The sequence below is a fragment of the Arsukibacterium sp. genome (assembly GCF_041616895.1).
Classification (GTDB): domain Bacteria; phylum Pseudomonadota; class Gammaproteobacteria; order Enterobacterales; family Alteromonadaceae; genus Alishewanella.
The window spans coordinates 17,546-31,294 of record NZ_JBFJPY010000032.1; the positions used below are offsets into that span (position 1 = coordinate 17,546).

The 13,749-nt window shown below is 48.3% G+C and carries 18 protein-coding genes; 11 read left to right on the forward strand and 7 right to left on the reverse strand.

Annotation, left to right across the window (positions count from 1 at the left end):
- The first annotated feature begins 5 nt into the window (after positions 1–5).
- On the forward strand, positions 6–1,295 hold the full coding sequence (locus tag ABY802_RS07535; protein ID WP_372626425.1) for an MgtC/SapB family protein: 1,290 nt from the start codon (positions 6–8) through the stop codon (positions 1,293–1,295).
- On the opposite strand, the gene ABY802_RS07540 is transcribed toward ABY802_RS07535, so the two are convergent.
- From ABY802_RS07540 to ABY802_RS07550, 3 genes are read right to left on the reverse strand one after another with little or no spacing between them, the layout of a single operon-like run.
- Positions 1,282–1,728 (reverse strand): flavodoxin, encoded by a 447-nt coding sequence (locus ABY802_RS07540; RefSeq protein ID WP_372626426.1) that lies wholly within the window; start codon positions 1,726–1,728, stop codon positions 1,282–1,284. The genes ABY802_RS07535 and ABY802_RS07540 overlap by 14 nt on opposite strands.
- Positions 1,710–2,522 (reverse strand): tRNA pseudouridine(65) synthase TruC, encoded by an 813-nt coding sequence (truC, locus tag ABY802_RS07545; RefSeq protein ID WP_372626427.1) that lies wholly within the window; start codon positions 2,520–2,522, stop codon positions 1,710–1,712. Before truC ends, ABY802_RS07540 begins: the two co-directional genes overlap by 19 nt.
- Positions 2,519–2,839, reverse strand: coding sequence for a YqcC family protein (locus ABY802_RS07550; protein ID WP_372626428.1), 321 nt, complete (start codon positions 2,837–2,839; stop codon positions 2,519–2,521). The genes truC and ABY802_RS07550 overlap by 4 nt, the downstream gene beginning before the upstream one ends.
- A 109-nt stretch (positions 2,840–2,948) precedes the next feature.
- Between ABY802_RS07550 and ABY802_RS07555 the strand changes: the two genes are divergently transcribed.
- Positions 2,949–3,245, forward strand: a complete 297-nt coding sequence (locus tag ABY802_RS07555; RefSeq protein WP_290611252.1) for a DUF3301 domain-containing protein — start codon at positions 2,949–2,951, stop codon at positions 3,243–3,245.
- Positions 3,246–3,254: 9 nt separating this feature from the next.
- Here the strand turns inward: ABY802_RS07555 and ABY802_RS07560 are convergent, their stop codons facing one another.
- Positions 3,255–3,572 carry an Mpo1-like protein gene (locus ABY802_RS07560; RefSeq protein WP_372626430.1) on the reverse strand — a complete coding sequence of 106 codons (318 nt, stop codon included), beginning with the start codon at positions 3,570–3,572 and terminating at the stop codon, positions 3,255–3,257.
- Positions 3,559–4,248: a GNAT family N-acetyltransferase gene (locus ABY802_RS07565; protein WP_372626431.1), complete on the reverse strand. Its 690-nt coding sequence runs from the start codon at positions 4,246–4,248 to the stop codon at positions 3,559–3,561. Before ABY802_RS07565 ends, ABY802_RS07560 begins: the two co-directional genes overlap by 14 nt.
- A 155-nt stretch (positions 4,249–4,403) precedes the next feature.
- Here ABY802_RS07565 and ABY802_RS07570 point away from each other — a divergent pair, with 155 nt between their 5' ends.
- Entirely contained in the window at positions 4,404–4,634 is a 231-nt protein-coding gene (locus ABY802_RS07570) for a DUF2789 domain-containing protein (RefSeq protein WP_372626433.1), read from the forward strand.
- Between the two features lie 62 nt (positions 4,635–4,696).
- Here ABY802_RS07570 and ABY802_RS07575 read toward each other — a convergent pair whose 3' ends face one another.
- Complete coding sequence (locus ABY802_RS07575) at positions 4,697–5,065, reverse strand: DUF3192 domain-containing protein (RefSeq protein WP_372626435.1); 369 nt, start codon at positions 5,063–5,065, stop codon at positions 4,697–4,699.
- A gap of 191 nt (positions 5,066–5,256) precedes the next feature.
- Here ABY802_RS07575 and ABY802_RS07580 point away from each other — a divergent pair, with 191 nt between their 5' ends.
- Positions 5,257–5,565 carry a hypothetical protein gene (locus ABY802_RS07580; protein ID WP_372626436.1) on the forward strand — a complete coding sequence of 103 codons (309 nt, stop codon included), beginning with the start codon at positions 5,257–5,259 and terminating at the stop codon, positions 5,563–5,565.
- Positions 5,552–6,328 (forward strand): DUF2310 family Zn-ribbon-containing protein, encoded by a 777-nt coding sequence (locus tag ABY802_RS07585; protein ID WP_372626437.1) that lies wholly within the window; start codon positions 5,552–5,554, stop codon positions 6,326–6,328. Before ABY802_RS07580 ends, ABY802_RS07585 begins: the two co-directional genes overlap by 14 nt.
- Here ABY802_RS07585 and syd read toward each other — a convergent pair.
- The gene (syd, locus tag ABY802_RS07590; RefSeq protein ID WP_372626438.1) at positions 6,316–6,873 is read right to left on the reverse strand and encodes a SecY-interacting protein; all 558 of its coding nucleotides are present in this window, start codon (positions 6,871–6,873) and stop codon (positions 6,316–6,318) included. The two genes, ABY802_RS07585 and syd, sit on opposite strands and share 13 nt — an antisense overlap.
- A gap of 68 nt (positions 6,874–6,941) precedes the next feature.
- Between syd and queF the strand changes: the two genes are divergently transcribed.
- From queF to ABY802_RS07620, 6 genes are all read left to right on the forward strand, one after another.
- The gene (queF, locus tag ABY802_RS07595; RefSeq protein WP_372626439.1) at positions 6,942–7,787 is read left to right on the forward strand and encodes an NADPH-dependent 7-cyano-7-deazaguanine reductase QueF; all 846 of its coding nucleotides are present in this window, start codon (positions 6,942–6,944) and stop codon (positions 7,785–7,787) included.
- Between the two features lie 438 nt (positions 7,788–8,225).
- Positions 8,226–9,779 (forward strand): GGDEF domain-containing protein, encoded by a 1,554-nt coding sequence (locus tag ABY802_RS07600; protein ID WP_372626440.1) that lies wholly within the window; start codon positions 8,226–8,228, stop codon positions 9,777–9,779.
- 36 nt (positions 9,780–9,815) lie between these two features.
- Positions 9,816–11,174: a nucleotide 5'-monophosphate nucleosidase PpnN gene (gene ppnN / locus ABY802_RS07605; protein WP_372626442.1), complete on the forward strand. Its 1,359-nt coding sequence runs from the start codon at positions 9,816–9,818 to the stop codon at positions 11,172–11,174.
- A 1-nt stretch (position 11,175) separates the two neighbouring features.
- A complete protein-coding gene (gene xni, locus ABY802_RS07610; protein ID WP_372626443.1) occupies positions 11,176–11,994 on the forward strand; it encodes a flap endonuclease Xni in 819 nt (272 codons plus the stop codon).
- Complete coding sequence (locus ABY802_RS07615) at positions 11,991–12,389, forward strand: DUF3192 domain-containing protein (protein ID WP_372626444.1); 399 nt, start codon at positions 11,991–11,993, stop codon at positions 12,387–12,389. The genes xni and ABY802_RS07615 overlap by 4 nt, the downstream gene beginning before the upstream one ends.
- Positions 12,376–13,749, forward strand: a 1,374-nt coding sequence (locus ABY802_RS07620) for a hypothetical protein (RefSeq protein WP_372626445.1), incomplete at its 3' end; no start/stop codon positions are given. The genes ABY802_RS07615 and ABY802_RS07620, both read left to right, overlap by 14 nt.

A 13,749-nucleotide genomic window follows, 5' to 3' on the forward strand; every position in this document is an offset into this window, starting at 1 on the left:
ATAACATGACTGCATTTGATTTTGAGCTGGTTCAGAAATTCCTCATTGCTCTGTTGCTCGGTGCTCTGGTGGGCATGGAACGCGAGAAGCACCGGCGCAATACCCAACCCGGCAGCTTTGGTGGTTTGCGTACCTTTATTCTGGTCGCTCAGGCTGGGGCGATTTCAGCCTGGTTATCATTACACCTTCAGGCACCCTGGTTGTTCATTATGGTAACGCTGATCGTTGGCGTGGTTGCAGCCGTTGCCTATGTTATGCAAAACCGTCACCGCGATGAATTTGGCGGTTTAACCAGTGAAATCAGTGCAATTACTGTCTGCCTGCTTGGTGGCGCAGTGATGTATGGCTATACAGAGCTGGCAGTAATGCTGGGTATTTTAACTTCGGCCATTCTGACGTTTAAGCAGCCGCTTCATGGCCTGGTAGATAAAGTGGGGAATGACGACTTATATGCCATCATGAAGTTGTTAATCGCCAGTTTTATTGTACTGCCACTGCTACCCAGTGAGCCAGTTGACCCCTGGCAGGCGCTCAATCTTTACCGGCTATGGTTATTGGTAGTCTTAATATCTGCAATGTCATTGCTTGGCTATGTTGCTGTGCGCTGGTTAGGGGAAGCGCACGGTACAGTGGTCACTGGCATAACCGGAGGTCTGGCGTCGTCAACAGCCACCACGCTAAGCTTCGCCAGAAACAGCAAAACTAACCCCAGTGACTTGGCGGCGAATACGCAGGCTACGGGTATCTTACTTGCCTGGTTAGTGATGTTTATCAGGGTACTGGTAACCATCACTATCGTATTTAAACCGCTGCTTCCATTGCTGTTAATTCCTTTTGGGGCAATGGCAGCAACCACTGCAGCCTTGGCAGGATTTTATTTTTGGCGGGGTAACAGTCAACCTGATCGCCCAGAGCAAAGTGAAGTTACCGTTAAAAACCCTTTTAGCCTGCTTGCTGCGATTAAATTTGGGCTGTTATTCGCGACGGTGCTGCTGCTGGTAAAATTTGTTCAGTTGTATACCCCAAGTGAAACCCTGTATTTGCTGGCAGCAATAGCCGGCTTAACAGACGTAGATGCTATTACCCTATCCTTAGCCGATTACGCCAGAACAGCCACTGCTGGCCTTACCCTGGCAGCCGGCGCCATTACCGTCGCAGCATTAAGTAATACCCTGGTAAAATGCGGCATGGTGATGTTGCTGGGCAGCAGAGCACTGGCCAAAAAACTGGTCCTTGCCACCACTGTTATTTTAATTAGTGGTGGTATTAGCATCGGTTTACTCAGATATTTTTAGCCTGCTGCTCCAGCCAGGCTAAAGCGACCCCTTCGGGCTCCAGGGTCTCACAAGCATCTATTCTAAGCATAGGTGCCAGTTCATGGCCCTGAATTTCTAACAACAGCTCACGCATCTGCTCGCCGGCACCACAGTAGGTATCATAGCTGCTATCGCCCAGCGCAATTACCGCAAACTGCTTACCGGTTAACAGCGGGAAACGGCTTTTAACATCAAGATAAAATGGCAGTAAATTATCAGGTATATCGCCCTGCCCAGTAGTAGAAGTGATAACCAGCCACACCCGTGGTTCAAACGCCAGGACCTCATCCAGTTTAGGCTCTTCATACAAAGCGACCTCATGACCCAGTTCGGCTAACAACGGCAATGCCTGCTCAGCGACATACTGTGCGCCACCATAAACAGAACCGACGATCAGGGCAATTTTTGCCATTTTTCCTCCAGAAAGTACGCAGCGAATTGCTGCTGATAATAGTGCTCGTCCACAGGCCAGCCAAATAGGTCAAACAGTGGCTCAAGTTCGTTCAGACCGGCACTAAACACTAAAGTTTCGCCGGTAACCGGATGAGCAAGCTGTAGCTGTTTTGCCACGAGTAACAAACGTCTGCAATTAAAATTATCTTTAAACAACGCATTATGTTTACCATCACCATGGCTGGTATCCCCTACAATAGGATGGCGTATATGTGCCAGGTGCCTGCGCAACTGGTGTTTGCGTCCGGTAATCGGTTGTAATGCCACCAGCGAATAACGGGCCGCCGGATACTTACTGACCGGGATCGGCAGCTCCACCTGCTGTAATGGCTGATATCGGGTAATGGCATGTTGTGCTGCTTTGTCATCCCGGCTGAATTTATCAGCAATTTTATCCAACTGCTCTTTTAATGGGTAATCCAGTTCGCCACCTTGCGCTAAAAAACCGCGAACCACCGCCAGATAATGTTTACGCCATTGCTTTTTCTCTTGTTGTTCGCCCAGCAAACGGGCAATGTCTGCCGATAGCGCGAACAACAATACCCCAGAGGTAGGCCGGTCTAAGCGATGCACCGGAAACACATGCTGGCCAATTTGATCGCGCAGCGTTTGCATAACAAACACAGTTTCATGCTTGTCTAAAAATGAGCGATGTACCAGCATGCCACTGGGTTTATCCACGGCAACAAGGTACTGATCCTGATACAGGATGTTCAGGGGTGCCGTGAGCACAAAAGGTTCGGCTGAACTCATGGCTCACCTGTCAGCGCGCGATCAATTCGCGCGATCAGGCTTAGCAGAGGGCCTAAACGGGAATACTGCGTTTTAAAAACCTCTTGCGCATAAGGCAACACACTAACTTTGGCGGGCAAGGGCCGCCTTGTTTGCAATAAAAACCTTAGCTTGGGCAAAAAAACAAATTGCAACCATTGCTCAAGGCGCAGCGTGTCACAGCAAAAAGGCAATGAACTTGCCATAGCCAAAGCATCGGGCGACGAATCACTCCACAATTGCTGTTGTTTTAATTCGGTTTCAAGCTGATCAAGTAAAGCGCTTACCACATCTGACATAACGACCTCATTGTATGGGCCGCAGTTTATCACAAGCTTAAACGCCAGCCAGCCCTTGTAAAAGCGTAATTTCACCAGCATTATCAACCCATCAATTTAGGAGACATATATGGGCCCGGTATTATTGCTGCTGTTAATCAGCACCATTTGTTATGTGTTCTGGCTGCAACGTAAGCAGGACGAGCGCGCCAGACTGCTGGCAAAACAACTTTGTCAGCAGCAACAGCTGCAAATGCTCGACTGTGGCCGGAATGGCCACAGCTTTCGTAAAATTAATGGCAGGCTTCGTTTTATTACGCTGTATCAGGTCGACTTTAGCGCTGATGGAGAAAGCCGCTACCCGGCAGAACTGCTGTTAGCGGGAATGCGTCTGGCCGCATTTAATTTGCCGGCGCATCGTATTTAAATAACCGTTTTATTGGGGTGGCATTTTGTGCTTTAGCTGACCGGTTAAAAAATCTTTAAACATAACCCAGTCAGCCAGCAGGCTGTACCACGGATGTTTAAAGGTCGCAGGCTTGTTATGCTCAAATATAAAATGTCCCAGCCAGGCAAAACCATAGCCAATTAACGGCAGCAACCACAGCCAGCGCCATTGGCCGCTGAACACACTAAACAGCAGCACCCCAACAACCAGAGTGCTACCAATATAGTGTAAGGTCCGGCATTTCGGGTTGCGATGCTCACTCAGATAATAAGGATAAAACGCCTGAAAACTGTTAAACCGCGACATCAGCGATATTTCCTGTATTTGCGTCAGCAGGTGCTTCAACCTGCCGCGGCCGGAACATCAGGCTGCCACTGACCGAACCAAACGCCAGTTCCGTGACTTTCTGATAATGATCGTCAGCAAAAAAAGGCTGATATTTTGCAAAAGTGACAAAAACACCGATCCCACTTGAACTGGTATCCTGATCTACAATGCTATCAACCGCGTGAATCAGATAATGGCCCAGGCCTAAGTGCTGGTATTTTGGAGAGACTGCAATAAACGCCAGCATATGATAGCGCTCATAAGGCATAGCCGCATGAATACGCTGTTCTTTTTCGAGCATTTGCCGGGTAGAGACAAAGCCGGCAGTCAGTAGCATCTTTAGCCGCCAATGCCAGAGCCGGCCACTGCCAATACCGGAATCGGGCCCAACCACACAGGCAACGCCAAGTAACTGCTCAGCATGAAACAGGCCGACCACTGGCTGCCCCGCTTGCCAGAAGGTGTTTAACTCCTCGCGAATCGCTGAGCGCAACCGTTGCTCGTAATCAGGTGTATCACCACGGAAAATCGTCAGAAAAAGCGGATCATCATGATACGACTGATACAGTAAAGAAGCGGCCAGCTTCAGCTCTTCTCCATTTAGTAACGCAGCTTTTAGGTGCTCCGGATTAAACGTGCTCAGTATTGCGGTCATCGCGGCTCTCTTTTTGTTGTTTTTTCAATCACAATAGCAGCCAGTTCTACCGTTGCCAAGCGGCATTTTGGCGCTACTTGCTACCTGCATTCGCCATATTGCAGGGTACTGTCTATGCTTAATAGCATTCCGTTACCAAGATGACAGGAGCAACTATGGATACCTCTGAACACAGTATGGCAAACTTATTTATGCAACTGGGACTGGACAATAAACCTGAAGACATTAAGCGTTTTATCAGTAATCATAAATTACCGGAGCATGTGGCGCTGGTGGATGCGCCCTACTGGAACCAGGCCCAGGCCAATTTTATTAAAGAATCGTTTAAAGAGGACGCCGACTGGGTTATGACGATTGATGAATTGAATGCCCAGCTGCACAATTAACCGGGAATAACGAGTTTAAAACCGGTGTGCAGGCTGGGACCAGGCAAATTAAGCCAGCAGTGTTACAACTGCTGGTAAGCTTTATCACCCCAGCTATGCAGCTGACCGTCGATAAAAACCAGCGGGGTACATTCGTCCTTGGTCGTTTTACCATCGCTGCGTTTATGATGCGTCCGGTAGAACAGCACCTGCACCTGCTGCCCATCTTTCATCAGAAATTCGGTGAAATCCGGATTACCCATGCGCGACACAACATTGTTAAACGCCATACCCGGTTGGAACTGATTAATTTGCTTTAGGTTTGCTTGCTGGGTGCTGCGCCATTCACTGTCAGCGCTGCCGTTATCCTCGTAGTCTTTATCGCCAATCGCCACTACGCAGCCGGTCAACAGAGTTGCGGCTATTAAAAGGCTAAGAGATTTTACTATCATACTATTACTCCACTAATTATTGTTTTATGTTGATATTGTACCAGCTGAGATAACCAATACGTCATTTGACAAAGCAAATAGGATACCAATTATTTATTACTTTAAAATCATGACGTTAAACTTCAGGCTCTATCTATCTGGCTCAGCAAGTGCTAAATTTCGCTAAATAGTAGTCAAAATAAGTACCTTAAATGCCATCAGCCATTGATTTACTTAACCAGGTCGCCATTAGATTGCAACAAGAGGGCAAAACGCCCAGTCTGGCTTTATTTAAAGCCAGGCTGAGTGATCAGCTTACAGCACCAGCGTTATTTTCAGCATACCAGCAGTGGCGTAAGCAGCCGTCGTTGCCCGAGATCACACAGTTACCCTCTGCCGGCACGCTATTGACCGAGCCGCTAGCTGACAGTGAAGCTACACAACGCGCACAACTGCAGCGGATAGAAACTAAGCTTGATAAAATTCTGGCATTGCTGGAGCAACAGCATGTATCTGGCTGAACTAACGTTTAAAGTCATTGCCGATACCAGTTTTAGCCAGGCGGAGGCCGCGATCCGCGCATTTAGTGAGGCGCTTATTTTTAACGGCAATGTTCTTGGTCGGGAATTTCCAACTGCCTGGCAACAGGACCGCTTTTGCGCCAGGCTGGTGATCCCGGCTACCGATGCCCTGCAACGCTCTCATCTCAGTGCCAGAGTATTGCACACAGAGCAACAACTGATGGCGGCCGGGCTGGGCTATCCTCAGATACAGGTGCTGGGAATGGATATTATGTCGCAGCACAGCAGCAACCAGCCCCCTGAATCGCTCGTGTTATTTACCACCTTTAGTGATAACTGCTCACCCCTTCGCAATCTGGCTGATCTGGCACCTGTGCCACTTTATCAGCTGCTTCCTGCAGAAGGCGTCGACCATGAGAGCCTGATCCGCTGGCAAATACAGTTTCAGGCATTGGATGAGGTGCAACAGCAGCAGCAGCGGGTGTTAAAGAGAACCGCTGAGAACAGTCTGCAACAATTTAACAGTGCGCTTAACCGGCAGGGCCGCCAGCTTGCAAAAAAAATAAGTCTGCACAACACGCTGCCGGTGTACTACGCCATTTATAGTGGCAGCAGCACGAACTGTGAGGCTGAACCTGCCAAGACCTGTCCTGGCTGTGGCAATACCTGGCGCTTAGCAACACCGCTGCTGGAGCTGTTTGATTTTCAATGCGACCGCTGTCAGCTTGTCAGTAATATTGCCTGGGAATGTCAGACGCCCTGATACGCTGCCGGTTGCAATTGGGTAAAAAACGCGGCCAACGAGTCGGCTAGCTTTTCACTTACTTCTTTGCCAACCGTTTCCAGATACACCTCTCCGCTACGATTCAGTACCGACAATACGATGCTGTCATCGTCGGTTAAGGCAAAGAAAACCGTTTCAGGCTGCTTTAATCGCCGTTTCATCAAAATATGGCCAATAATGTTTTCCTGCAACCTGGCAAGATCTGCCTCATCCCATACCATCAGCAGTTGCAATGGCCCCCGGCTGTGGTCAGCGCCCAGACCAGCCCCATAATATAAACTGTAAAATTGCTTAATATCAGGATGCAGCTCCAGCTCCAATGCTTGCTCTACATTGCTGAAATCTGCCGGAGGTTGCTGCAATACCGGCTGCCAGCTTACCTGGTTGTCATCCAGCACTTTAACCTGACATGGCGCGGGCGTGGCGGGATCAGCAGCCCACGCCTGCAGCGTCAGATTGTGTTGCTGATGCCAGCTCAGGGTTTGACTGATAAAATTCTGATAGCTTTCTGCTAATGACAACACGGACACCCTCTCTACTCTGACATGAAGTTATGCTAAGATCGGCGCATTCTAACCGGATTACCAGCCAAATGACAAAAAGCCACTCAGAAATTATGGCCGGGCTAACCCTTGGCAAAACGACGGCATATGCCGAACAGTACGATCCCAGCCTGCTGCAACCTGTTCCACGCACCACAGGTAGAGACAGTCTCGGGCTCGACCATTCCACAGCGTTGCCTTTTATCGGCGAAGATATCTGGCACGGCTATGAATTGTCCTGGTTAAACGCCAAAGGCAAGCCTATGGTGGCACTCGCAACCTTTGTCGTACCGGTAACGTCAGCAAATCTGATTGAATCCAAATCTTTTAAACTGTACTTAAACAGCTTTAATCAAAGCAGATTTGACGACCTGCGCCAGGTTTATCAGGCGCTGCAACGGGATTTGGCAGCCTGTGCTGGCAGTGCCGTTAAAGTTACCTTGCATAATGTCAATGAAATCATGGTTTTTCAGCCAACCTGGATTCCCGGCCACTGTATTGACGATCTGGATATCACTATCGACAGTTATCAATATGATCCCAGCCTATTGCAACTCTCTGCGTCCGCTGAGCCTGTTGACGAAAAAGTACACTCTCATTTACTGAAGTCAAATTGTCTGATCACTTCTCAGCCAGACTGGGCCAGTGTCTATATTCATTACCGTGGTAATGCGATAGATCATGCTGCTCTGCTGCGCTATCTGATTAGCTTTCGCAGCCACAATGAGTTTCACGAACAATGCATTGAGCGTATTTTTCTGGATATATGGCAACGTTGCGCGCCTGAGTACTTGCTGGTTTATGCCCGTTATACCCGCCGTGGTGGCTTAGACATTAACCCGGTGAGGGCAAGCGCCAGTTATCAGTTACCTAATTTGCGATTAAGCCGCCAATAAACGGTAAACTTTCAGGCTGACTTTCAGAAATTCAGCCTCAAAGCACCCCTTATTGCTGTAAATCTGGGAATACAGCTCATAACGCCGAAAGTGAACTTGTATTATTACAGCAAGACTTTCAAAAAAATCGGAATTCTGTTTTACTATAGCAGCCGGTTAGATGGACTAACCTGCAGCTGTAACCAGAAGGACCGCCAGTTATGCAATATCTGACCTCTGAAGAAGAAACATCCTGGTTACCTTACTATCTTTACAAGTAAGCTTTACAAGTAAGCTGTGTAAATAAGGTAAGCCAGAATAAAAATATTCCCTACCCAACAGCGAGCTTCGGCTCGCTGTTTTTATTTGTGGATAAAATGTTTAAAACAGTGATCGCATTTCCTTTGTTTACGGATATACTTAAATCTAAACAGCTTTTTTAACATTTAAATCTTTAAGGTGCAGCCATTGCGAGATGATCTAAAGCAACAACTGGCCAATGCGATAAAAGCGCGCAAGACGTTAGAAGATGCCTATGAAAGTCAGTTTAAGATTTTGGCCCAGTTTGTTGCTCGTTTATCGCTGGTTTGCAAGGGCACTGATCTTGAATTGGATAACCGACTGGCGAAGTTACGCACCGAATTAACCAAAGGTACCGACCTTCAAAAGTTGCTGCCGTTTATTACTGACACCTCCCAAAGTCTGCAACTGTTCGATAGCAAGCAACAACGTGAAATTAAAGAAATTCAGCAGCAAATGAATCAGGCTGGCAAGTTGCTACAACAACAGAAAGGCCTACCCGACCAGTTACGCCGTGAACTGCGATTGTTACTGAGCAAAGTGGCTGAACCACCGTCAACGGTACAGGCGTTTTTACCTCATTTAACAAACCTGACAAACCTGTATCAAACCGCGTTGCATTCCAAACAGCAACTAGATAGCAGCGCACAGGGCGACGACGTTCGCTATGGCCACATTTGTCGTCAGATAAGTGTTGAACTGACGAACTTACTCAGCGAATTAGCGTTTGCTGAAAAAAGTGCCCCGCAGATTGCAGTGATCCGCCAGAGCTTACTGGACACACTGTCAATCGAAGCCCTGCTTGACGCTTGTTTGCAAACCATTACCATCATTGTTGCCAGCATTAACGAAGAGCGTTTGTCAGCAGAGCATTTTTTGCTGAAGCTCAATGATGCCCTCTCTTCAGTACAAGATGCCGTTAGCCTGTCGTTAAAAAATACCGACCAACTTCACTTTAAACTGGACAAGTTAAACCAACAAATCGAGCAGCAAATTGACCAGCTTGGCCAGAGCACCAAAAGTGCAACTTCATTAGAGCAACTGAAAGAGCTGGTTACCCAGCGTCTTGGCAATATCAGTGATACTTTAAAGACAAAAGAGCAACTGGAAACCCAGGAACGTCAGGCTATGCTGACAACCTTACAAGGGATGGAGCTGCGTTTAAAGGAACTGGAAAGCGAAGCTCAGACGTTTAAAACAAAACTGGCAGAGCAAAATTTCCGCAGCTTACAGGATGCTTTAACGGAGATCCCCAACCGCGCCGCGTTTGATGAGCGACTCGCGTTGGAAGTAAAGCGCTGGCAACGCCATCAAAAGCCACTATGCATTGCATTGGCAGATGTCGACAACTTTAAACGTATTAATGATAATTACGGCCATAGCGCCGGCGATAAAACACTGAAGGTTATCGCCAGAGCGTTGCAAAAAGGCTTGCGTGAAACTGACTTTATTGCCCGTTATGGTGGTGAGGAATTTGTTATCCTGTTCCCGGAGACGGCGCTGGAAGAACTTACTGCTCCGTTAAACAAGCTCAGAGAAAAAATAAAAAGCATTGTTTTTACTTTTAAAAATCAGAAAGTCCCTATCACCATTTCATTTGGGGCTAGTCAATTAACCGCTGAAGATACCAGCCGTCAGGTTTTCGATCGGGCCGATGAAGCACTTTATGAAGCGAAGAAAGCCGGCCGCGATCGCGTCATTTTAAAAACCTGAATTTGCTGCAGCATAAAATCAGTATTGGAGTTACCTATGCAGGTGCATTTAAACCCGTTAGGCGCTATGGATTTATTATCTCAACTTGAAGTTGAACGTTTAAAAAATAATACCGAGTCAGAAGCGTTCGCGTTATTTCGCAATTGCTGTCTGGCGGTATTGAATGTCGGCAGCCATACCGATAGCTCAGCTGAAATATACGAACAATATAAAGACTTCAGCGTAAATTTACTGGCACGCGAGCGCGGTATTAAAATCGAGCTAACCAACCCACCGGCCAGTGCCTTTGTCGATGGTGTCATTATCAAAGGCATTCACGAGCATCTGTTTGCTGTGCTCAGAGATATTTTGTTTTATCACACCCGCCGCTCTGCCGAAACCAAAGCAAGAGAACTGCTCGAACCCCGTCAACTTACCCATACCGTATTTGATATTCTGCGTAACGCCCGGGTTATCGATGCCACTTGCGTCCCAAGCATGATTGTCTGCTGGGGCGGCCATTCTATTAACGAAACGGAATACGAGTACACCAAAGAAGTCGGTTACCAGCTGGGCCTGCGCGGCCTGGATATTTGTACCGGCTGTGGCCCGGGTGCCATGAAAGGCCCGATGAAAGGCGCGACCATTGGCCATAATAAGCAGCGGATCCGCAGTGGTCGTTACCTGGGGCTAACAGAGCCCAGCATTATTGCCGCCGAGCCACCTAACCCTATTGTCAACGAGTTGGTGATCCTGCCCGATATCGAAAAGCGATTGGAGGCATTTGTCCGGGTGGCACACGGTATTATTGTGTTCCCGGGTGGCGCAGGTACGGCAGAAGAGTTGCTATATTTGCTGGGTATTATGTTAAAAGAGAGTAACGCTGAGCAGCAACTCCCGATTATTCTTACCGGGCCGCGCCAATCTGAAGTCTACTTTAATGAGATAGCCAATTTTATCCAGAACACTCTTGGGGACGAGGCATTAAATTTAATTGAAATTATCATCGATGATCCGGCCGGTGTTGCCCGCAAACTGAAACAAGGCTGCGCCGACGTTCGTCAATACCGGAAGTCTGTTGGCGATGCGTACCACTTTAACTGGACTTTAGATATTGATCCTCAGTTCCAGCAGCCTTTTGTCCCAAATCATCAGAATATGGCCGCACTTGACTTGCACCTGGAACAAGACAAGGCGAAACTTGCTGCCAATTTACGCCGGGCATTCTCAGGTATTGTTGCCGGTAATGTAAAAGACGAGGGGATCAGGGCTATTCGTCAGCATGGACCTTTTCAGTTATCAGGAGAACCGGTATTGATGCAAATGATGGATACGTTGCTGCAAGCTTTTGTTGATCAAGGTAGAATGAAATTACCGGGCACCGCTTATGTGCCGTGCTACCGGATTATTCGCTAGCATGATGCACCTTGTTCTGATTGATGCGCTTAACCTGATCCGACGCCTCTATGCCGTGCAGGAAAGGCCGTATCTGCCCTTACCAGAACAGGTAACAGAGGGCACCAGGCAGCAAATTATCAATAATACCCAGAGCATGCTATTGCAAGCGCTGCAGCGCTTGCGCCTTGAGTTAACACCAAGCCATGCCTTATTGGTATTTGATGGTCGTGACAGTCAATGGCGCCAGCAACGTTGTCCACAATACAAAGCAAACCGTAAGCCGATGCCAGCGATATTGGCCGAAGCACTACCCGCGTTAGAACACGCCGCCGAGCAACATGGGTTTCGCTGTTTTATTGATAATAGCCTCGAGGCCGACGATGTTATTGCCAGTATTGCCAGTAAACTAAGCCAGCATCAGCAACGGGTTACTATTGTCTCAACAGACAAAGGCTTTCTGCCACTGTTAAGCCACGGCATCAGCGTTTACGATCCTTTTGCCCGTCAGCAACTCAGTCCTGACTATGTTAAAAATAAGTTCGGTGTTGCGCCTGAACAACTGGTCCGGCTGTGGAGCCTTACGGGTGACAGCACCAATAATATCGCCGGTGTCAGTGGTGTGGGCCCGAAAACCGCATTAGAGCTGATGGCATTAGGCGATACCTTAACCGACGCCCTGTCCCATCCCGATTGCCCGAAAAAACTGCGCGATAAAATAATCAGCCACAAAGATGCCATAATAAAGTACATGCAGGTACTGACTCTGCAGACCTCATTAGATCTCGGGCTAAACTTACAGGATTTAAGGCTGCCCGAACCAGAGCAGGAGCCGTCATGAAACTCAAGCCTGTTGTCTTATTTATCGCTGGTTTTGTGGTTTATTTGCTGCTGACACTAACGGTATTGGTGTTTTACAAAGATGATCCGGCACAAATGAGCTGGCAACATCGTGAAAATTTTAATGCCAAAGTAATCAGCCGTTATCAGTTAACTGCTGCGCATACCCAAGATGATATAACAAGCAGGCTGGGTGGGCCGGATATCACTCAGGCGGTAAAAGTTAACAACGAAATTTACCAGTTATTCTATTACCGCACCCATCGCAAACTGCCAGATGGTATTACCACCGAAGACGAATGCACGGCCTTATTGTTTATCAATCGCCAACTGGTTGCCATAGGTGATACTGCAGTAGCCCAATATCAGCAACACGTAAGTCATGGTAACAGCTAATTACCAATGGCCACTGTTTTATCAGGGCTTACAGCGTTTTGACCCGACAGCCGCCCAGCCGGTTACCATTAGTGATTTTGCCGGCGTATTGCAACACAGCCATAAGCTGACCTTATTATTTTTAGAGTTAGCCCAGCACAATGTGGCTACCGTTGTAGCGCAACTTAATCTGACGCTACGTCAGTTATCACTGGTGCAGGCCCGGGTCACGAAAATGATGGCGCTAGGACTGATATTCAGTCGCGGTTATGGCTGGCAAAGCCAGCGTAGTCAACAATTTTTGCAAGCCATCTGTTTACACGCAGCCATCACCACGCCTGATTCAAGCCCGCTGCAAGAAACGTTGGCGCTGGCAAAAGCACTGCAACAATTTGACAAGCAACACCCGTTACTGCCGTTATTGATTGCTACTTGCAATGCCAGACGACACCCGGCATGGCAATGCCACCCCGATGCGCCTTTACTGGCTCGGGTTGGCCAACTGGCCGAACAAATGTTGCCAGAATCCGGCAATCAGGCGGGCTTAGCCCAAGTGTTGCAGCACTATCAAGATAATCAGAACGCTAGCACAAAGACAAAGTGGTTTGATTTATTACAGCAGCTGGTTGCCCATAACGCGTTGCCGGGTCGGTTTGGCAAAGATAGTCAAACCACGGGCAACACCCCGCGTTATTGGTTAATCAGTGGCATGGTTGCCGACACACAACAGAGCACGACAGTTTACGTAAGGCCCTTTGATCCCGGTACTAAAACGCTTGGCAATGAGGTGAGCCAACAACCCCTCAGCCGCTTAACCCTGTTAAGCCCGCAATACTTTCGGGATCCCACCTGGCTGGCATTGCTGGAACTGGACAACACTCTGTTGCCTGCCCCCTCACACATTACGTTAAAGCACTGTCTTGAGCAGTCGGTCTTTAATCAGCTGGGCAAGCTTAGTATCAGCAAACAAGTGCAGGTGTTACACACCCAGCCGCGAATAAGCCGTTTTTTAGAGCTAGCGGCGGGTAACATCAGTCGCCAGCAGCTCCCGGTCAGCCAGTTACGGCACGCCATAACGATGCTCGGTCAGGATGCCTTAAGTGATTGGGTTGCGCAGGCAGAGTTATCTCAGTATTGTCAGCAACAGGCGCACCCCCACCATCACTGGCTTGAACAACTGCAACAGTGTCTGACAGCGGCGTTGCTACTGATAAGCGAAGCCGCACAGCAGCCATTGGCACAGTGTATTGCCGGGCTGATAGCACGTTGCGCCAGCGTAAGTTTGTGGCAACATGCGGCTTTGGGCCAACTGCCACTGGCAAAGCACGTGCAGCAAAACCTACTGCTTGGCCTGCATATTCAGCGACATATCTGGCAAAGC